Annotated in this window: 8 protein-coding genes; all 8 read left to right on the top strand. The window is 52.4% G+C overall.

The window, feature by feature from the left end:
• Positions 1–17 precede the first annotated feature (17 nt).
• From KIK04_RS02275 to KIK04_RS02240, 8 genes are read left to right on the top strand one after another with little or no spacing between them, the layout of a single operon-like run.
• Entirely contained in the window at positions 18–1553 is a 1536-nt protein-coding gene (locus tag KIK04_RS02275) for a serine hydrolase domain-containing protein (protein ID WP_232276734.1), read from the top strand.
• Positions 1554–2264 carry a thioesterase II family protein gene (locus tag KIK04_RS02270; RefSeq protein ID WP_232276733.1) on the top strand — a complete coding sequence of 237 codons (711 nt, stop codon included), beginning with the start codon at positions 1554–1556 and terminating at the stop codon, positions 2262–2264.
• 27 nt (positions 2265–2291) lie between these two features.
• A complete protein-coding gene (locus tag KIK04_RS02265) occupies positions 2292–3356 on the top strand; it encodes an HAD-IIIC family phosphatase (RefSeq protein WP_232276732.1) in 1065 nt (354 codons plus the stop codon).
• 5 nt (positions 3357–3361) lie between these two features.
• Positions 3362–3613: an acyl carrier protein gene (locus KIK04_RS02260; RefSeq protein ID WP_232276731.1), complete on the top strand. Its 252-nt coding sequence runs from the start codon at positions 3362–3364 to the stop codon at positions 3611–3613.
• Between the two features lie 3 nt (positions 3614–3616).
• Positions 3617–4768, top strand: coding sequence for an acyl-CoA dehydrogenase family protein (locus KIK04_RS02255; protein WP_232276730.1), 1152 nt, complete (start codon positions 3617–3619; stop codon positions 4766–4768).
• A 37-nt stretch (positions 4769–4805) separates the two neighbouring features.
• The gene (locus KIK04_RS02250; RefSeq protein WP_232276729.1) at positions 4806–14126 is read left to right on the top strand and encodes a non-ribosomal peptide synthetase/type I polyketide synthase; all 9321 of its coding nucleotides are present in this window, start codon (positions 4806–4808) and stop codon (positions 14124–14126) included.
• Positions 14123–16795 carry a non-ribosomal peptide synthetase gene (locus KIK04_RS02245; protein ID WP_232276728.1) on the top strand — a complete coding sequence of 891 codons (2673 nt, stop codon included), beginning with the start codon at positions 14123–14125 and terminating at the stop codon, positions 16793–16795. The genes KIK04_RS02250 and KIK04_RS02245 overlap by 4 nt, the downstream gene beginning before the upstream one ends.
• On the top strand, positions 16788–21590 hold the full coding sequence (locus KIK04_RS02240; protein ID WP_232276727.1) for a type I polyketide synthase: 4803 nt from the start codon (positions 16788–16790) through the stop codon (positions 21588–21590). Before KIK04_RS02245 ends, KIK04_RS02240 begins: the two co-directional genes overlap by 8 nt.
• The last annotated feature ends 6 nt before the right edge of the window (positions 21591–21596 follow it).

Below are 21596 nucleotides of genomic sequence, written 5' to 3'. Positions count from 1 at the left end.
TAAAGGGGAGAAGTAAGGTGGGAAAGAAACTAGCATTGTATATGCTCGTGGCAGCGTTGCTTTGCGGCTCGCTGCCGGCTATCTCCCCGGGGCAAGCCTATGCCGCGGGAGAGCTTCCGAACGTTGACGTTGCAGCCATCGAGCGGTATGTCGAGGCACAGATCAAGGAGGCCGACATTCCTGGCGCCGCAGTCGTTGTCGTAAGCGGTGACCGTGTGGTGTATGCCAACGAATTTGGACAAGCCGATCGGGAAGCGGGGATACCAGTTACAAGTTCAACCTTATTTGAACTGGGATCCACGTCGAAGGCGTTTACAGCCTTAGCTATCTTGCAATTAGAGCAGCAAGGCAAGATTCGGCTGGACGATCCTGTGAAGCGCTACATTCCATGGTTGGAGCTGTATGATCAAGGCCAGCCGGCAAACGTGACGATCGCCCAGTTTTTGTATCAAACGAGCGGGGTACCCTTTCGTACACTCGCCTCCATTCCTATCGGCATGGGGGAGGGGGTGCTGGAAGAGACCGTTAGAGCGCTGTCTGGAACAGAGCTGGATCATCGCCCGGGCAGCAAATTTTTGTATGCCACCATTAATTACGACGTATTGGGACTCGTTATTCAGCAGGTGTCCGGTATGTCCTATGAACACTATATGAGTCAGCTGTTGCAACAATTGGGGTTGAAGAATACCGTTCCGATGGCGCAGTTGAAGGATAGCGGGAAGCTGGCGACGGGATACAAGGTCGCATTTGGGTCAAATCATCCGTATAACGCGCCGCGCTACCAAGGGAATACGCCTGCTGGCTACTTGATATCGAATGTCGAGGATATCGGACAGTGGCTGCTGCTGCAACTTGGAGCGAAGAACGATTTGTCCGCACCCCATCGGGAGCTGATTAAGCGTTCTCATATATCCGATACGTCGGTGAAGCCGAATACGGATCAATCTTATTATGCCGCGGGCTGGTCAGTTGCGGCAAATGGTGAACAAATATGGCACCAAGGTTCCAATCCGAATTACTCATCGTTCTTTGTTTTGCGCCCGAAAGAGCGGTTTGGTGTCGGCATCATGGCCAATATTAATTCGGCTTACACGTTTCAAATGGGGAACGGTGTTATGAATTTGCTGCGTGGCCATGAGCCGCCGCCAGCAGTAGATGATTTATATCCGATGCTCGACCGGATTGCGTTCGTTGTATTCATCGTTCTTGGTGTACTTGTGATCGTGCTGGCAAGCGCTGCGATCCGCATCGGGATGCAGCTCCGTCAACGCCGCCGCGTATTCATGCCGCTCAAGGGAAGGCGCAGTATCGTGTTCGCCGCCATCCTTATCCTTGCGGTAGCTTGCTATTGGGGAATCGGCAAACTTTTTAAAGGCGTGTTCGCGGGACTGCCGCTTGATGTGGTGGCTGTCTGGGCACCTATCCCTGTTGTATGGTCTGCATATGCCCTGTATATCGTTGGGGGAGGCGCCTTCTGTTATTGGCTCGCGGCTTATTTGTTCCCGACAACGCAGCGGCGGGTTGTGTCTGCTCCCTTCAAGGAGGTGAAGTAGATGAAATACAAACTGTTCTGCGTCCCGTATGCGGGAGGCTCTGCAACGTGCTACACACGCTGGAAGCGCTACTTGAATGAGTCTATCGAATTGCATCCGCTCGAACCAGCCGGACGAGGGCGTAGGATGGCAGATCCGCTGTCCAGCAGCATGGATGAGATGGTTGAAGATTTGCTGGGGCGTATGAAGCAAGAACTGGACGACTCGGAGTTTATGCTATTCGGCCACAGCATGGGAGCGTTCGTCGCTCACGAGCTGGCGCAAGCCATCAAGCGGGAGACGGGCCGAGAACCGGCGCATTTGTTCGTGTCGGGCGTGTACCCTCCCCATGCGGTAAAGAGCTACCAAATTCATACGCTGTCCGACGAGCAGCTGTGGCAAGAAATTAAGCGGCTGGGAGGAACAGCGGACGAGTTGTTTCAACGTGAAGAGCTGAAGCGGATGTTTATGCCTGTGCTACGCAGGGACATGCAGGTGGTAGAAACGTATCGCCCTAAGGACGTAGCTCCACTGCAGTGCGATATTTCGGTGTTGTACGCAGAGGATGACGTTGCCACGGAATGGTGCGTGATTGACGAATGGTCGAGATATGGCAGTCAGGATTGCCGCATCTACAAGTTTACGGGCGGCCACTTTTTTATTAATGTGCATACTCCTGAAGTCGTTTCAATCGTAAACGAAGCAGTACGCATGCCGACGAAGTCGTACTAAATAACAGCATGCAAGGGGGAAGTAACTATGGAGAAGGCCGTAAATAAGGCCAAGGAAATCAAATGTATCGTGTGGGACTTGGACCATACGATGTGGGAAGGCGTTCTACTGGAAGCGGACAATGTTGAACTAAAAGCGGGCATCCGCGACATCATTGTGGAACTGGATTCGCGTGGCATCCTTCATTCGGTTGCAAGCAAGAACGAGGTCCATGCAGCGATGGACAAATTGCGTGAATTCGGCATCGATCAGTATTTTTTGTATCCGGAAATTAACTGGAACGCCAAATCGGTGTCGGTTGCTAACATTTGCACTAACTTGAACATCGGGATGGATACGATTTTGTTCATCGATGACCAAATATTCGAACGTGATGAGGTCCAGAGTGAGCATCCTGATGTGACATGTTTGGATGCGACAGAGTACGTGAACTTACTCGCGCATCCCCGCCTGAATCCCCGTTTCATTACGGAAGATTCGGTGCGCCGCCGCGCTATGTATTTGGAAGATATCCAACGTAAACAGGAAGAGGACACGTTTACTGGTCCACAGGAATCCTTTCTTAGCTCTCTCGGCATGCAGTTCGTCATCAGCGAAGCGCGCGAGGAAGATTTGAAACGAGCAGAGGAGTTGACTGTCCGCACGAATCAATTGAATGCGACAGGCAATACGTATAGCTACGAGGAACTGGATCAGTTCAGACAGTCTTCCGACCATCTATTGCTCGTATGCGAATTGACGGACAAATACGGTTCTTACGGCAAGATCGGACTTGCGCTGCTCGAGTTGAAGGAGACCAATTGGCATTTGAAGTTGTTGTTAATGTCATGTCGGGTGATGTCGCGCGGAGTGGGCACGGTTATGTTGACGTATATCATGCAACAGGCGAAGAGTGACGGCAAAGTGCTGCAAGCTGATTTTAAACAGACCGATCGTAACAAAATGATGTATGTCACGTACCGCTTCGCTAATTTCAAGGAAATTGCGAATGACGGACAAGGACAAATCTTGTTTGAAAACGACTTAAACCATATTCAACCGTTCCCACCTTATATTGAGGTGAAGGTTCCAGTTACTAATAGAAAGGGGTAAATAACATGGAAATGAAACAAAAAATTCGCAGCTTTATTGAAAGCAATCTGGTCGTATTTGAAGATGAGGCGGTATTTACGGATGACGATCATATTTTTCAAATGGGCTTTGTCAACTCTTTGTTCGCGATGAAGCTACTTACCTATATTGAGCAGGAGTTCGAAATTACGATTGGCAATGAAGATTTGGATATTTCCAATTTCAGTACGGTCAACAACATCGTAAAACTGATCGATAAAAATTCGCAGGTGGTGTAAAAAATGAGTTTTCATATTTGGGATACCTCTGCTCAAATTTTTTATGATGCGAAGCAGTTTGCGGCTCAAGTCGTACGTCCTTTGGCAAAAGAAATTGACATCAACGGTGAACTTCCCCGCAGCTTGATTGACCAAATGGCACAGCGTGGCTATTTGGGGGCCAGTTGGCCTAAAGAATACGGCGGCTTGGGGCTTGACCCTGTCGCTTACGGGTTGTTGACGGAGCAAATCGGCAAAGCATGCAGCAATACGAGAGCGCTGCTTACGGTGCAAACTTCGTTGCTGGGAGAGACGATGCTACGTTTTGGCACGGATGAACAGAAACGGACGTGGCTTCCGAAAATGGCAAGCGGAGAAAAGCTCGGGGCATTTGCTTTATCCGAGCCGAATGTGGGATCTGATGCCAAAAATGTACAGACGACGTACCGGAAAGAAGGCGCACGGTATATCTTGAACGGGTGTAAAAAGTGGATATCGTTCGCCGCTATTGCCGATTTCTTTGTTGTTATCGCAGTTGATTCAGGGGGGCAAATAACGGCATTCATCGTCGAGCGGGAACGAGAGGGCGTACGTACGACGCCAATGTCTGGCATGATTGGCAACCGTGCTGCTCATATTGCTGAAATCAGCCTTGACGAAGTAGAGATTCCAGAAGAGAACGTGCTTGGCAGCGTGGGCGCAGGGTTTACCTATATCGTATCTACTGCGTTAGATCACGGCCGCTACAGCATTGCGTGGGCGGGAACGGCGATTGCCGCAGAGGCACTTGAAGCGATGGTGGAGTATTCACGATCACGTTCACAGTTTGGTGAAAAGCTGTATCATTTCCAATTGATCAAAGGTATTATCGGCGATGCTGTCACTAAGGTTCATGCTGCTCGTGCGCTCTGTCTTTCTGCGGGAGAGATGCGCAAAAAGGGACATGCTGATGCGATTCACGAGACGACAATTGCTAAATATTTTACATCGAAAGTGGCTGTCGAAATTACTAACGATACGGTGCAAGTTCATGGTGGCAACGGTGTTCGCAATGAATATCCTGCGGAACGGCTGTGCCGCGAAGCGAAGGTGCTTGAAATTATCGAGGGAACGAGCCAAATTCAGCAGCAAGTAATATCCCAATACGGATTGCGTAAATATTCAGTGAAAAAGTAGAAGTAGTCTGTTTGTAGTAGAAAGGAGACGTGAACACGTGAAAGCGCCGCAAAAACTGGACAAGAACGAGATAGAAGACATTTTGGCCTTGACTCCGATGCAGGAAGCGATGCTGCTTCAATACTTAAAAGACCGCGACACGACGCAATATGTGGAGCAACTTGTCCTAGGAATAACCGGAACGATTGATAAGCAGTTGTTTGAACAGTCATGGGCCCATGTGGTACAGGCGAACGAGATGCTGCGGGTATTGTTCCGTTGGGAGGAAGTGAATCGGCCGCTTCAAATCGTGCTGAAACGGCATCTGCCGGAGATTCGTCATGCGGATTATGCCGATCTGGATGAAGCAACCCGTACGAATAAGCTGGATGCGCTGCTCGCGGCCGACAAACAGGAGAAGTTTAGCTTGGATCAGGTGCCTTTCCGACTGACGCTATGCCGACGGACGGAGAAGGAGTATTCGCTGCTCATCACTTTCCACCACATCCTATTTGATGGTTGGAGCACCGGTATTATATTGAAGGAATGGCTTACTGCTTATCGCATGCTGGCCGAGGGAATAACGCCTGAGTTGCCGCAAAAGCCTCGCTTCAAGCAATTCGTGCAACTGCAACAGCAGCAAGACAAGAAGCGGCAGGAAGCGTACTGGAGCGAGTATTTACAAGAGTTGCGTAACAAGCCGATTCCAGCAGCAAAAAGCGGTTCTAAGGTGGAAAAGGCGATCATCGCTGTCCGAACGGAAAAACGGGATGAGGCGTTTGTGTCGGAACTGAATCGGTTTGTCCAGGCTGAGGAAGTCACGCAGGCGTCGGTGTTCTATACGGCTTGGGGTTTACTCTTACAGCATTATACAAACAGTGACGACGTGATGTTCGGCGCAACGGTGTCAGGACGCGACGCGAGTATTCCCGGAATTGAGCAGATGGCGGGATTGTTCATTAATACGTTGCCGCTCCGCGTGAAGGCGGCTTCCGATCATAGTTTGTCGGAACTGCTGCGTGAAGTAAACCGTTCCGTTCAAGCTAACGATGAGGTTGCCAGTACTTCGCTGACGGACATTAAAACATACGGCCAGTTGCGGTCGAGCGGTAAATTGTTCGATTCGATCGTCGTGATGGAAAATTACCCGCTCGATCAGGTTCTCACGGGCACGAATGGCCCGCTTGCGATTACTTCCCACAGTATGGAGGAAGAGACGGAGTTCGATCTGACGATTCGCATCATGATGACCGATCAACTGGAACTGGCCTTTACTTACAATAAATGTGTATATAGCGACGATATGATGGAGAAGCTGGCTTCCCATTACCTCAACATCGTACATCAAATCGTTCAAGCTTGGATTAAGGTAACAGCTTACCGTGATATGAAGCTGAAAGATATCGGATTCCTTACTAAGCAAGAGCTCCAGCAATTACAGCATATCAACCAGACCTTCACAACCTACCCTAGAGAGAACAACATTCAAGAGCTATTTGAAGAGCAAGTTGCGAAAATGCCAGACCGAACGGCTGTCGTAGATGGTAACCGTTCCTATACGTACCGCGAACTCAATGAACGCGCGAACCGGATTGCCCGTGTGCTGCGAGCCAGCGCAATCGAGCGCGACCAAGCGGTCGGGTTGCTGACACATCGCAATGCGGAAATGGTCGCAGCTATTCTCGGTATTTTGAAAGCAGGCGGCGCCTATATGCCGCTTGATCCGGATCATCCGCAGGAAAGGCTCGACTATATGCTTGCGGATGGTCAGGTGCGTCTCGTTATGACTTTATCTGAGCTAAGCGGACGTGTAACCGGAGATAAGGAAGTAGTCATTATCGAAAATGTGTGGGAAGAAGATGCAGGGAATGTTGACGCAGTGGACAACCTGCCTTCCGTTAACGATCCAGAAGATTTGGCTTACGTGATGTACACTTCGGGATCGACCGGCAAGCCGAAAGGAGTCATGGTCAGTCATCGTAATGTCGTCAGGCTCGTCATCAATACAAATTTAATGCAAGTGCAGCCGGACGATCGGATGCTTCAGACGGGTGCCATCGGTTTTGACGCGCTGACGTTCGAACTGTTCGGTGCGCTGTTGAATGGTGCGAGCTTGCATGTGATCGCTAAACATACCGTGCTTGACAGCGGGAAATTGGAAACATTTTTACGTGAAACCAACATTACGATCATGTTGCTGACCTCACCATTGTTTAACCAATTGTCTCAGGAAAATCCGAAGATGTTTGCTGGTGTACGCGATTTATATGTCGGAGGAGACGTGTTGTCACCGAAGCATATTAATGCGGTCCGAGCTGCTTGTCCTGGCATAACGGTATGGAACGCATACGGTCCTACGGAAAATGGAACCGTCTCCGTTTGTTTCCGGATTGATCGAGACTATGCGGATTCCGTTCCGATTGGACGTCCGATTAGTAACTCAACGGTCTATGTACTCGGCAGAAACGGCGAACTGCTGCCGATGGGCATTCCTGGTGAATTGTGCGTGGGTGGCGACGGAGTAGCACGCGGGTACTTGAACAAGCCAGAGCTGACGGCGGCACAATTTGTACCTGATCCATTTCAGGAAGGTGGCATGATGTACCGCACAGGGGACTTGGCTCGTTGGTCGCCGGACGGCAACCTTGAGTACTTAGGGCGAATCGACCACCAAGTAAAAATACGTGGCCAACGCATTGAACCCGGCGAGGTTGAAACGGGGCTGCTGCAGCATGAGCAGATCAAAGAAGCGGCAGTATTGGTGCGAGCAATGAACGCCAGCGAAGCCGAGTTAATCGCCTATTATGTAGCGGACGAATCATTATCGGTCTCCGAATTGCGTGCATATCTTGGCGCAAAGCTGCCGTTATATATGATCCCGACCCATCTTATCCCACTGGATAGCATGCCGCTTACACCAAACGGCAAAGTGGATCGCGCCGCGCTACCGAAACCGGAAGCTGCGAGCACGTCTAACGGTGATAGCCATGCGCTGCCAGAAACGAAGCTGGAGCAAATTATCGCAAATGCTTGGAAAGAGGTGCTTGGCCGGGAGCATGTGGGTATCCACGAAAGCTATTTTGAAGCGGGTGGCAACTCGCTTAATATGATTCAACTTCAGAGTAGATTGAAAAAGCAACTCGGCAAAGAAGTGCCAATCGTCACTTTGTTTCAGTATCCGACGATCGCGCTGTTGGCCGAATACTTGGCGGATGAGAAGAAGGCAAGCTCCGTACAGGAAGAGGAGTCTACGTTCGAATCACAGGCGTCGTATGAATCGGGCGACGCACCTACAGGCGCTGAGACGGGGCAAGCCAACAATCGCGATATAGCGATTATCGGTATGGCTGGTCGTTTTCCTGGGGCGGAGACGATTGCTGACTTCTGGTCCAACTTGCAACAAGGTAAGGAAAGTATTTCGTTTTTCACAGATGAAGAATTGGCCGAGTTTGGCTACGATCATGAAATGTTGCAGCGTCCTAATTTTGTTAAGGCAAAAGGTGTGTTGACAAACGTCGAAAAATTCGACCCGGCTTTCTTCGGCTATAGTCCCGACCAAGCAACCGTCATGGACCCGCAGATCCGTCTGTTGCACGAAAGCGTGTGGAACGCGTTGGAGGACGCGGGTTGTGATCCTGGACAATACGGTGGGCAGATCGGTCTATACGCTGGTGTTACGAATAACTTTCATTGGCTCACGCAGTTGTCCGATCGTTTACATGGTGATTTATCTGACATGTTCGAGCTGGATACACTCAACGACTTGTACACGGTCAGCACACGTATTGCCCATAAGCTGAACTTAAAAGGCCCGGCCTTGAGCGTACAGACAGCATGCTCGACCTCGCTCGTTGCCGTTCATTTGGCGTGTCAGTCTATTCGCAATGGCGATTGCGATATGGCTATCGCAGGCGGAGCGTCGGTGTTGCTGCCACTGAAATCGGGTTACTTGTACCAAGAAGGAATGGTTAAGTCCCCAGACGGTCATTGTCGCGCCTTCGACGCCAAGGCACGAGGAACGATAGGTGGCGACGGGGCAGGCTGCGTCGTGCTGAAACCGTTGGACAAGGCACTGGCGGACGGGGATCGCGTGTATGCCGTTATTAAAGGCTCGGCGATTAACAATGACGGTAGCCGCAAGGTCGGCTATACGGCGCCAAGCGTTCAAGGACAGGCGGAAGTCATCCGGAAAGCGTTGGCATCGGCGCGTATTCCGGCGGCGAGCATTAGTTACGTGGAAGCGCACGGAACGGGGACGACGCTCGGTGATCCGATCGAAATCGAGGCGTTGACTAAGGCGTATGCCACCAGCGAAACGGGCTACTGCCGCATCGGATCTGTCAAGACCAATGTCGGCCATTTGGACGCCGCAGCTGGTGTTACCGGCTTGATTAAGACGGTGCTTGCGCTTTCCCATAAGCAAATTCCGCCAAGCCTGCACTTTGAAAGCGCGAATCCGAACATCGATTTCGCGAACAGCCCGTTTGTGGTCAATACTGCACTGACGGAATGGAAGAACGACAATTATCCGCTACGAGCTGGGGTCAGTTCTTTCGGAATTGGTGGCACGAATGCGCATGTGGTGCTGGAAAAGGCACCAGATCGGGCCATTTCCGATGCAGGTCGGCCAGCCAAGCTGATTACGCTGTCCGCTCGCACGACGTCTGCGCTTGATACGATGACGCTTAACCTTGGTGCGTTTATGAAGGCGAATCCGGAGGCTAATCTGGCCGATGTGGCTTACACGCTGCAAACGGGACGTGCGGATTTCCGCTACCGGCGCATACTCGTATGTGAGACGGCTCAGGAAGCAGTGGAAGCATTGACGCCGATTACCGCGACGGATGGTGAGCCTGCTAAGTTCGACGAACGCAAAATGCAGTCTTTTGCTGCGATAGATGCACGTCCATCGCTCGTGTTCATGTTCTCTGGGCAAGGCGGGCAGTACGTCAACATGGGGCGCGATTTGTACGAGAACGAACCGCTGTTCCGTGCAGAGCTAGATCGATGTTTCGAAATATACCGCGATATAACTGGTGCGGATATGAAAGCTATATTGTACCCCGCGGAAACGACGGAGCGGGACGATACGACGGATGCGTCTACTGCGGTGCACGCAGATGGCGAAGCCGTCGAGAAGCTGAACCGAACGGAGTATATTCAGCCTGTCATCTTCAGCTTTGAATACGCCCTTGCGCGTCTATTGCTGAAATGGGGCGTGAAGCCAGATGCGATGATCGGCTATAGCTTCGGCGAATTTGTGGCCGCTTGTCTAGCTGGCGTATTTTCGCTGGAAGACGCGCTGCGACTTATCGTGCTGCGTGGATCGCTCATGCAGCGCGTGCCAGCTGGCGCCATGCTCAGCGTGCCGTTAACCGAGCAAGAACTGCAACCGCTTCTGTCCCCAGGCGTGTCATTGGCCGTCGTTAACGGGCCATCTTGTATCGTATCAGGGACAAATGAACAAATCGATGCCTTCGAGACTAGTATGAAGGCCCAAAAATATTTGTGCATGCGCCTGCCAGTTGCGACGGCGGCACACTCTGCGATGATGAACGCTGTTGCTAGCGAGTTTGCCGAAGTGATGCAGCATGTACGTCTTCATCCGCCGGTTATTCCGTACGTTTCTACGACGACAGGAACTTGGATGACAGCGGAAGAGTCCTGCGATCCTAACTACTGGGTTCGGCACATGACAGACACCGTCCGCTTTGCAGATGGCGTCAGCAAGCTTGCGCAAGAACCAAATCGCTTATTTGTGGAAATCGGACCTGGTCAAGACTTGACACTGCTCGTCCGGCGGTACATCGACAGCGGGAATGGGCAGCAAGTGCTCAATTTGGTGCGAAACCCACAAATACGTGTTTGCGATAGCGCCTTTTTACTCAATCGGGTCGGTAGGCTATGGCTCTATGGTCAGCGCATTGATTGGAAGTCGTTCCATTCAGACACGCGCACGATGGTGTCATTACCACACTATCCATTCGAACGGCAGCACTATTGGATCGAAGGCAGTGGGTCCAAGTCACAGCACACAGGCAAGCAACATGGAGAGCAGGCGGCAGTCGGGTTGGGCAAAAAGGCTAACTTGGATGACTGGTTCTATTTACCGACTTGGAAGAAAGAAATGCTGCCAGTGCCTGTGACTGTGACTGATGTCGATGTCGATGTCGATGTTCAGGAAACGGGAGTAGCAGCGGAAAAGAAAGTGTGGCTCATTTTTGCAGACGAGTGCGGATTGTCCGCGGAATTGTCCGCGTTGCTTGCGCGGCAGGACATACAAATCATCACCGTCGGCGCAGGTAGTGAGTTTGCGGCCGCAGGAGACTTACGTTACACCATCAATCCAAGTCAAGCCGCGGACTATACCGCGCTATTTGCAGACTTGCGCACGCAGAACATCGTTCCTGACCGCATCTTGCACGCTTGGGGCATATCGAGCATACCGAATATTCCGTCGCAACAGGAGAACGGCGCAGCGTGGAAACAGCGCGTGCAGGAGCTCGGTTTTTACAGCATGTTGTATCTTGCACAAGTATTGAAAAAGCAAATGATCGGCGAACAAGTGCGGATATGGGTGCTGACGAATCAAATGCAAGCCGTCGCTGGCGAATCCGTTGTCTACTCAGACAAAGCAACCGTGCTTGGTCCGTGTCGGGTCATTTCTCAGGAGCTGCCGAACGTGCGCTGTCGCAGTATCGACATCGTCCTGCCGGAAGTGGGTACTTGGCAGCGGGATCGCTTGCAGGGGCAACTGCTGGCTGAATTTGAAGATGACAGCTTTGCGTTGGCGATCGCTTACCGTGACCAGCAACGCTGGGTGCAGGCCTACGAACCAGTCAAGGTGAAGCAAGCGGCTAATGCCGCGACGGGTTTACGTCAAGGCGGTGTCTATTTGTTAACAGGCGGCATGGGGCATATCGGACTCGTGTTGAGTGAATTTATGGCCCGCACCGTGCAGGCCAAGCTTGTTCTGACTAGCCGTTCTCATTTTCCATCGCGCGATCAATGGGACGGTTGGCTATCAGACCATGCGGACGACGATGCGATTAGCAAAAAAATTAACAAAATACGCGAGCTGGAATCGTATGGGGCACAAGTGCTGACGCTATCCGCAGATGTGGCCGATGCGGCGCAAATGGAAGCCGTTATTGCGGAGGCCGAGAGCACGTTCGGCCCGTTAAACGGCGTTATTTACGCGGCGGGAGTGACAGGAGATCTAGCTTTCCGCATGTTGGAGGAGACGGATCAGCAACTGTGTGAGCAGCATTTCCGTTCGAAAATGCACGGTTTGTATGTCTTGGAGCAAGTGCTGGACGGAAAAGAACTCGATTTTTGCTTGCTAACGTCTTCGTTGTCGCCGATTTTGGGAGGTTTAGGATTTTTCATCTACTCTGCGGCGAACCATTTCTTGGATTCATTCGTACATGAGCACAATCGTCGCCATCGCGTGCCGTGGACAAGCGTTAACTGGGACGGGTGGCAGTTAGAAGAAGATCAGAAGATTCGCGGCCAAGCTGGCGCTTCGATTTCTGACTTACTCATCGCTCCGGCAGAAGGAGTCGAGCTGTTGCAGCGCATTTTGACCTTGGGTGAGGTCAATCAAATTGTCGTTTCCACCGCCGATTTACAAGCGCGGATTGAAAAATGGGTGGAGCGTAAAGCGGAACAGATCGGTGGAGATGCCGAGCGTGCAGGGGATGGGACCTACTATGCTCGTCCTGCAATAAGCGCGGATTACGAAGCGCCGCAAACGGAAACAGAACGCAAGTTGTGCCAGATGTGGGAGCAATTTTTCCGTATCGAGCAAATCGGCGTACAGGATGACTTTTTCGAGCTGGGGGGCGACTCGCTTAAAGCGATTACAGTCGTGTCCGCGATCCATAAACAATTTCAAGTCGAAATTGACTTACCGACTTTCTTTAATAGATCGAACGTACGGCAATTGTCCGCTTTTATGGATGAGGCAGAGCGGAGTGTCTATCACGAAATCGAGCGAGCCGAGGTACGGCCATATTACGAGTTGTCCTCCGCCCAGAAGCGTCTCTATTTAATTCAGCAAATGGAGCAGGGACATACAGGATATAACGAAATTGTCGCAGGTATTTTGGAAGGACCGCTTGATCGCGAGCGGTTGGAGTTGACCTTGCAGAAGCTGGTGGAGCGCCATGAAAGCTTGCGCACGTCGTTCGAGTTGATCGATGGTAAACCGATGCAGCATATTCATGAAACGATTGATTTTGTGAGCGAATATGAGGACTTTACTAGCGATGACCTGCCACATGGTGGAGCGGCTGTGATGGATGCACAGATTCGTACCGCGGTAACCCGATTCGTACGGCCGTTTGATTTAAGCCAAGCACCGTTGATGCGGGCCGGCTTGATCAAGCTCGGAGAAGAACGACACGTGCTGATGGTGGATTTGCATCATATTGTGTCAGACGGCTTGTCGCAGGATATTTTGATCAACGACTTTATGACGCTGTACGCTGGCCGCGAGTTGGCTGAACTGACGCTGCAATATAAAGATTTTTCCGAGTGGCAGAACCGACTCATGGAAACAGGGGAAATGCAGCACCTAGGGGCGTACTGGTTGGAACAACTGAAGGATGCGGAGCCATTGTCCTTGCGCACCGACTATCCTCGACCGGCACAAAGAAGTTTCACGGGCAGTCTCGTTCCATTCACGTTGGATGCGGAGCAGACGAAGGCGTTGAAAGCACTTTGCTTACAAGAAGACGTGACCCTGTTCATGGCTCTTCTCGCTGTCTTCAACGTGATGTTGGCTAAAGTCAGCGCGCAGGATGACATTACGGTCGGAACGCCGATTGTGGGCAGAAAACAGCAATCCTTGCAGCTTATTATCGGTAAGTTCGTCAACATGCTTCCACTCCGAAGCCGGACGAGTGAAGAAATGAGCTTTAGCGAATTGCTTCAATCCGTGCGGGCGACGACGCTGGACGCATTTGAACATCAGGATTACCAGTTTGAAGAGATGGTGAAGCAACTTGGTATAGAGCGCGACTTGGCACGCAATCCAATCTTCGATGTCGTGTTTGCACTGCAAAATATGCAAAATCCGGAGATGAGCATTCCTGGACTGACGTTGAAGCCTTATACGTACATTCATGATGCTTCTCACTTTGATTTGTCACTTATCGGGGAAGAGGACGGAGATCGATTGTTGTTCAAGCTCGAATATAGTACCCGCCTGTTCCAGCGGGAAACGATCGAGCGTTATGCGGCTTACTTGCAGGATATCGTGTCCGACGTGTTGGCTAATCCGCACAAGCAATTGAAAGATGTTGCAATTGGACATGATTTGGCGGAGCCGCAGCCGGTGTACCTCGCCGAAGCAAGAGGAGATTTTGGTTTATGAGTCGGTATGACGGAGAAGAGGGAGGAATAGCACCGATGTCGGAAAAACGGTTGGATCGGCTGGCGGTAGCAGCTTCACAAAAAAGCAAGGAACGGGAATATTGGCTGTCCAAATTGTCCGGCAAATATGAAAAGAGCAGCTTTCCATACGATTATGCGCGAGGAACAGAGCGGGCACAGGAAGAAGCTTCATTTTGCTTCCCTGAAGATTTGGTTTCGCGTCTGTTACAAGTAAGCGCCGGGGCGGATTCGAAGCTTCACGTTGTACTGGCCGCCGCGCTCGCTTCGTTGCTCGGTAGAATGGCGAATTGCGGTGAAGTTGTGCTGGGTACCCCGATTTACAAGCAGCAGGAGGAAGCGGAATTCATCAATGCTGTGCTTCCGCTGCGTGTTCAAACAGAGGGGCCGCTCTCTTTCAGGGAGTGCTTGTTTCAGATGCAGGAGACGATCGTGACGGCTGTAGAGCATCAGAGCTATCCGATGGAAATCGCGGCTGAACAGTTAGGGCTGCCGACAGATGACCCGCTCGCTCACCCGCTGTTCGAAACGGCGCTGCTGTTGGAAAACATTCATGACGAGCATTACTTTGCCAACGCAAAATGGACGAGCTTGTTCGCTTTCCGACGCACGCAAGAGGAAATTTGCGTCGTCGTCAAATATAATGCGCGGCTTTACCGGAAGGAGACGATCGCGGGCGTGTTCGCCCGCTTCACCATCTTCCTACGGGAAGCATTGGCGAATCCGGATCAGCCGCTGCACAGTATCAACTTGCTGCTTCCCGGGGAGAAAGAGCGGCTGCTCGGTACATTGGCTGGCTGCTCCGTGGATTATCCACAGCAGCAATCTGTGCAGCAATGGCTTGAACAGCATGCGGCGAGTACGCCGCATGCTCCGGCTGTCGTCTGTGGGGACGTTACACTGACGTACGGTCAGCTTAACGCGAAGGCCAATCAATTGGCACGGAAGCTGCAGGCAAGTGGAGTGAGAACGGGGGATGTCGTGGGGCTGCTATTTGGCCCCTCTCCCGACATGATGATTAGTATGCTTGCCACGATCAAGGCAGGCGGAGCGTTTCTGCCGATAGATCCGGAATATCCGGACGAACGGCTCTCGTTTATGGTGGAGGACAGCCGTGCGACAGCGGTGCTAACGCAGCGGGATTATGCAGCAAGGATATCGGGGAACAGCGTTGTAATCTGTCTGGATGACGCCGACTTGTATGCAGCTGATATCCCAGCAGATAACGTGCCAATTGCTTATGGTCCGCACGATCTCGCCTATGTCATTTACACGTCCGGTTCTACTGGGCGCCCGAAAGGCGTGATGATCGAGCATCGATCACTTGTCAATCTGGCATTATGGCATAATCGTGCCTACGACGTCGTGGCATCGGATCGTAGCATCAAGTACGCTGGCTTTGGCTTTGATGCGTCGGTATGGGAAGTGTTTCCTTATCTTCTAGCAGGTGCGTCGATCCACGTTGTGCCTGCTAATGTTCGGTTGGATGCGAAGAAGCTGAACGACTTTTTTGTGGAGCAGGGCATTACGATCGCCTTTTTGCCAACGATGATGTGTGAGCAGTTTATGGAACTGCATGATCCGAAATTAGCATCCTTGCGAATATTGCTGACGGGCGGGGATCGCCTGAAGAGATACAAGCCAGGTAGCTATCGGTTGTTCAACAATTATGGGCCGACCGAAAATACGGTCGTCACGACGTATGTCGAGATTCAGACGGGAGCAGGCGTGATACCGATTGGCCGACCGATCGACAACACCTTGGTGTATGTGTTGGATCGACATCTTCAGTTGCAGCCGCTCGGCGTGTCAGGGGAAATATGCGTTTCCGGCGTAGGATTGGCCCGCGGCTATCTCGGCAGACCCGATCTGACGACGGAAAAGTTCGTACCGCATCCGTTTATTGACGGGGAACGGCTATACCGGACGGGAGATCTAGGCCGTTGGCGCGAGGACGGAACATTGGAATACTTAGGTCGTCAAGACGACCAAGTGAAGGTGCGCGGGTACCGTATCGAGCCTGGGGAAATTGAGTTATTGTTGCGTCAGCGTGAGGATGTTCGGGAAGCGGTTGTGCTTGTGCGTGAGGATGAGAATGGGCAGAACATGTTGTGTGCTTACTACACGGGCCCTACGGAATTGACCGCCACTGTGCTGCGGGATGATTTGACTGCACAGTTGCCGGCCTATATGATTCCGGCCTATTTTGTCCGCTTGGAGCAGCTGCCTGTTACGGCCAATGGCAAGTTGGATACGAAGGCTTTGCCTAATCCGAAGGAGCATGTCCTAACCGGCAAGCAATATGTTGCGCCTCAAGGAGATATTGAGAAAATGTTGGTCCGCATATGGGCCGAAGTATTAGGTGTTAGTGAAGAACGGGTTGGTGTGAATGATACGTTCTTTGATCTTGGAGGTAACTCGTTTCAACTTGTGCAAGTCGTCAACAAGCTGAATGAAGCTTTCGACCGCGAAATCGCTGTAGCTGTCATGTTCCAGTATACGACGGTGTCGGCGCTCAGCGGCTATGTAAAGCGGTTGGAGAGCGGTGAAGAGGATACATCTCTAGATATCGCGGACAACGAAAAAATGGACGAGGGATTCGACACGATGGAGCAGACGCTGCTCATTCTGGGAGGGCGAGGAGATGACTAAAAGTCAACAAACGCAAGCGGCTACTGGGCTGGAAATCGCCGTCATCGGAATGGCGGGTAAGTTTCCAGGTGCCCGTTCCGTGGACGAATATTGGGAAAATCTTAAAAACGGAGTGGAGTCGGTACGGTTCTTCACAGATGAAGAGCTAGAAGCGGCAGGAGTCGATCCTGCCTTACTGAACAACCCTCGTTATGTTAAAGCCAAAGCGGTTGTTCCGGATGCGGAATGTTTCGATTCCGATTTCTTTGATTATTCACCGCGCGAGGCAGAAGTTATCGACCCGCAGTTGCGGTTGTTTCACGAGTGTGTCTGGGAGGCGCTAGAACACGCTGGTTACGATAGTGAGCAGACGAATGCTGCTATCGGACTGTTCGCTGGCGCTTCCGCCAGCATTTATTGGCAATTGGTGGCCATGCTCTCGCGCAGCGGGAGTACGGCCGAGCAATTCGCTGCGCTGGCTTTGGCGGACAAAGATTTTCTAAGCACACGGATTGCTCACAAATTGAACTTGAAGGGCCCAGCGATCAATGTCGATTCGGCTTGCTCAACCTCGCTGCTGGCGATCCATTTAGCTTGCAGAGCGCTGTTGACGGGCGAATGTCGGATGGCTCTGGCCGGTGGAGTTACGGTGACAGTCCCTCATACCGAAGGCTATATGTATGAAGAGGGGATGGTCAGTTCGCCGGATGGACATTGCCGCGCTTTTGATGCCAAAGCGAAGGGAACGGTTGGCGGGGAAGGTGCAGGCGCAGTTGTGTTAAAAATGCTGAAGCATGCCGTGGCCGATGGCGACCGCATTTATGCGGTAATTAAAGGCTCGGCCGCGAACAATGACGGTACGCGTAAAATGGGATACTCCGCCCCGAGTATCGAAGGTCAGGCGGAGGTTATCCGTGCGGCACAGCGGATGGGACGAGTGGCACCGGAGAGCATTGGCTATGTGGAAGCGCACGGCACGGGCACCACGCTAGGGGACCCTGTTGAGATCGAGGCGCTGAAGCTCGCTTTTCAGACCGATAAGAAAGGTTTTTGCCGTATCGGTTCCGTCAAGACGAATATCGGTCATTTAAATAGTGCTGCTGGTGTTGCAGCTTTCATCAAGACGGTGTTGACGCTGCAGCATAAGCAGATTCCGCCAAATTTACATTTTGAATCACCGAATCCAAAAATAGATTTCGCGAACAGCCCGTTTATCGTTAACACAGAGCTAACGCCGTGGACGAATGAAGAAGGTCCGTTGCGAGCTGGTGTCAGTTCGTTCGGCATCGGCGGAACGAATGTGCATGTCGTCTTGGAGGAAGCTCCACCTCAGGCGGCAGGTGGCGAAGGAAGAGCGTCGAAGCTTCTCCTGTTGTCTGCCAAGACAGAGGCCGGTCTGGAGAAAGCGACTGTCCGCATGCGCGATTATTTGGCTGCGATTCCTGATGTGCCGCTATCCGATGAGGCTTACACGATGCAAATCGGGCGCAGGGCGTTCCGGTATCGCCGCATGCTTGTCTGTTCGTCTGCTGGAGAAGCACGGGAACTGTTGGAATCGTTGCCGCCGGAGCGGGTGTACAGTCGAGAATGTGAGCGTGAACAGGCCCGTCTGGTGTTTATGTTTCCAGGGCAGGGTGCGCAGTATGTCAATATGGGGCGTGATTTATACGACCGCGAGCCGGAGTTCCGCGAGGCAGCAGATCGGTGCTTTGCTATCGTAAAGCCGTTGCTCGACGTTAATTTGCGGGAGCTGTTGTATCCGGACATCAACGATGCAAATCTGAACGACAACGACGCAAATGTGAATGTCAACGACGCAAATGTGGATGTTAACGAGGTAATCGCGAATGGTGGCGAGCGCCTCAAACAGACCGATGTGACGCAACCTGTCATGTTTATTTTCTCCTATGCACTGGCGCAATTGATGTTGAAATGGGGGCTTAAACCAAGCGCCATGATTGGTCATAGCGCGGGTGAGTACGTTGCTGCGTGCCTAGCAGGTGTGATGACGCTGGAAGAAGCATTGGAATTGGTCGTGCTGCGTGGGAAATTGATGCATAGCATGCCGTCGGGGGCGATGCTCAGTGTGCCGCTATCCGAGGAAGAGTTGGCACCGTTGTTAGGCGACGACTTATCGCTGGCTGCGGTCAACGGTTCGGCGCTCTGCGTGGTGTCGGGCCGTCACGAGGCGATTGACAGGCTGGAACAGCAGTTGGCTGAGCAAGGAAAGACTTGCACGAAATTGCACACGTCTCATGCTTTTCATTCGGCAATGATGGATCCGATTTTGGAGTCGTTCCGCGCGAAAGTGAGTTCGATAACGCTGCGCAAACCAGAAATGCCTTATATTTCGAACGTGAGTGGAAACTGGATTACGGTCGAGGAAGCGACTGCTGCCGACTATTGGGTTAATCATCTGCGTGGCACTGTTCGTTTTGCCGACGGCCTCCGCGAACTGCTGCGCGACGACAATGCCGTGTTCGTAGAAGTGGGACCAGGCAATGCGCTAAGCGCGTTCTTGCGCCGCCATCCTGACAAAACAGCGCGGCATGCGGCTTTCAACCTTGTCCGCCATGTGAAAGAGCAGGCAAGCGATGATGAGTTTCTGTTGCAGCAGGTAGGGCGCTTGTGGCTGGAAGGGGCACAACCGGATTGGAAAGCGTTCCATGCCAACGAGCAGCGTAAGCGGATGGCTATGCCTACATACCCGTTTGAACGTCGGCGCTACTGGGTAGACCCGCCGTTCGAACTTGATGTGCTGAAGCAGGGACTACTGGGGACACCGACATCTGCTGTAAGGTCGGGTAGCAGTGCCGGACTAGTCAATGCTCCGCTACTTAAAAAGCAAAACGTGGGGGAGTGGCTATATACCCCTGTCTGGGAGCGTTCTGTAACGGTTGAACAATTGCAACCTTCTCAGAGCCCGCAACGTTGGCTCGTCTTCACTGAAGAACGAGGAGTAGGTGCATGCTTGGTTGCCCGCTTGAAGCAGGCCGGACACGATGTTAGCGCCGTATACCCGTCCACTTCGTTCGCTAGGCTGGACGAAGGAGCGTACCAGATGGAGCCTAATCAGCCGGATCAGTACGTTCGTCTGCTGCGCGAGTTGGCAGATGCGGGAACACAGCCAGACCGTATTGTACACGCATGGCTGGCGGAAGAGTCCGCCGCAGTGGGTGAGTGGGATGTATCCGCTGCCGATAAGACGCTGGAAAGAGGCTATTACAGCCTGATTGCGCTGGCACAAGCCATCGGTACGTGCGGAATAGACGCAGATATACAGCTTTCCATTGTGACGTGCAACATGCAAGAAGTGACTGGGGCTGAGCGGCTGCACCCAGAACAAGCCGCAGTGCTTGGCGCATGTCTCGTCATTCCGCAGGAGTATGCCAACGTGCGCTGTCGCAGCATTGACGTGGCATCCTTCTATGAAGAAGACGAAGTGGAACGGCAAGCACTTGCCGAGCGGCTGTACGCGGAGGTTATTGCCTCGTCCGACGATATGATCGTGGCGTATCGCGGTACATATAGATGGATACAAAAATACGTCTCCATCCCTGCTCCGGCAACGACTGCTAGCGATGTAGACACAGGCCTCAGGAATCAGGGCGTTTATCTGATCACGGGAGGATTGGGCGGCATTGGCTTAGCGATAGCCGAATATTTGGCTAAGACGGTTCAGGCCAAGCTGGTGTTGATCGGTCGTACTGGCTTGACAGATGAAACGGACTGGCGGCAAGTTGCAGAGGGATCTGAGGTAGACGTAGCTGTGGCCGTCAAGCTCATGAAGCTGAGAGAGCTCGAAGAGCATGGAGCGGAAGTGATGGTTTGCAGTGCGGACGTTAGCGATTTGTCGCAAATGGAACAGGTCGTGGCCGATGCCGTTGCTCGTTTCGGAGTAATCCATGGCGTTATTCACGCGGCTGGAACGGCGGATGGCGCGTTAATTCAGCGACGTACGCGGGAGATAGAAGAACGCGCTCTGGCGGCAAAAGTGAGTGGCACGCGCGTACTAGAGCGGGTACTGGATGGAATGAAGCTGGATTTCCTACTGCTCTGTTCTTCCTTGGTCAGCGCCTTGGGTGCTTTGGGGCAGGCAGGGTACTGTGCGGCGAATACGTATCTCGATGCCTTTGCCCACTACAAGCGGGCTAAAGACGGTACACGCGTCATGGCCATCGATTGGGATGGTTGGCAAACGGTCGGTATGGCCGCTGCGGCGGAACGCGAAATCGCGGCCGCGTCTGCCCAAGTAGGTGTGAACGTTCCCGCTCCGGATCATGGGACAAGGCTGTTGCCGGAAGAGGGGATTGCGGTATTCCATCATGCGTTGGGCTGCCGTCTGACCCAGCTGACGATTTCGACAACCGATTTGCCGCTACGGCTGCAAGCCGCCCGTACGTCATCGTTGAAATCGCTCATTCAGGTGGAACGGAGTAATGAAGGCACACGTTCATCCCGTCCTGCCATTAGCACCACCTATGCGGCGCCGGAAGATGAATTGGAGCAGACGATAGCTGAATTGTGGCGGGAGTTTCTCGGCATCGATCAAGTTGGCGCGCACGATAATTTCTTCGAGCTTGGCGCAACTTCGCTCGATATTATTCAAATGAACGCGAAGCTGCAGCAGGCGCTACAGCGGGAAATGTCGGTCGTAGATATGTTCAGTCATCCGACGGTCCATGCGCTGGCCGAATCGCTTAGACGGTCAAGTGCGGGAGAAGCAGCCGTTGCAGAGACGGCGGATCGCTCAGAGCAGATTCACGACGGGAAGCACAGGCTGAAGCAGCGATTGCAGAAGCGCGATAGAACGTGAGGAGGG

It is taken from the genome of Paenibacillus sp. 481 (assembly GCF_021223605.1).
In the GTDB taxonomy this organism is placed as follows: Bacteria; Bacillota; Bacilli; order Paenibacillales; family Paenibacillaceae; genus Paenibacillus_B.
The sequence above is the reverse complement of the archived record's forward strand: the minus strand, read 5'-3'. Positions and strand labels throughout refer to the sequence as shown.

What these genes read in the sequence shown, in the direction of transcription:
- KIK04_RS02270 (WP_232276733.1), top strand. Translation starts at nt 1,554, where the DNA reads ATGAAATACAAACTGTTCTGCGTCCCGTATGCGGGAGGCTCTGCAACG.
- KIK04_RS02265 (WP_232276732.1), top strand. Translation starts at nt 2,292, where the DNA reads ATGGAGAAGGCCGTAAATAAGGCCAAGGAAATCAAATGTATCGTGTGG.
- KIK04_RS02260 (WP_232276731.1), top strand. Translation starts at nt 3,362, where the DNA reads ATGGAAATGAAACAAAAAATTCGCAGCTTTATTGAAAGCAATCTGGTC.
- KIK04_RS02255 (WP_232276730.1), top strand. Translation starts at nt 3,617, where the DNA reads ATGAGTTTTCATATTTGGGATACCTCTGCTCAAATTTTTTATGATGCG.
- KIK04_RS02245 (WP_232276728.1), top strand. Translation starts at nt 14,123, where the DNA reads ATGAGTCGGTATGACGGAGAAGAGGGAGGAATAGCACCGATGTCGGAA.
- KIK04_RS02240 (WP_232276727.1), top strand. Translation starts at nt 16,788, where the DNA reads ATGACTAAAAGTCAACAAACGCAAGCGGCTACTGGGCTGGAAATCGCC.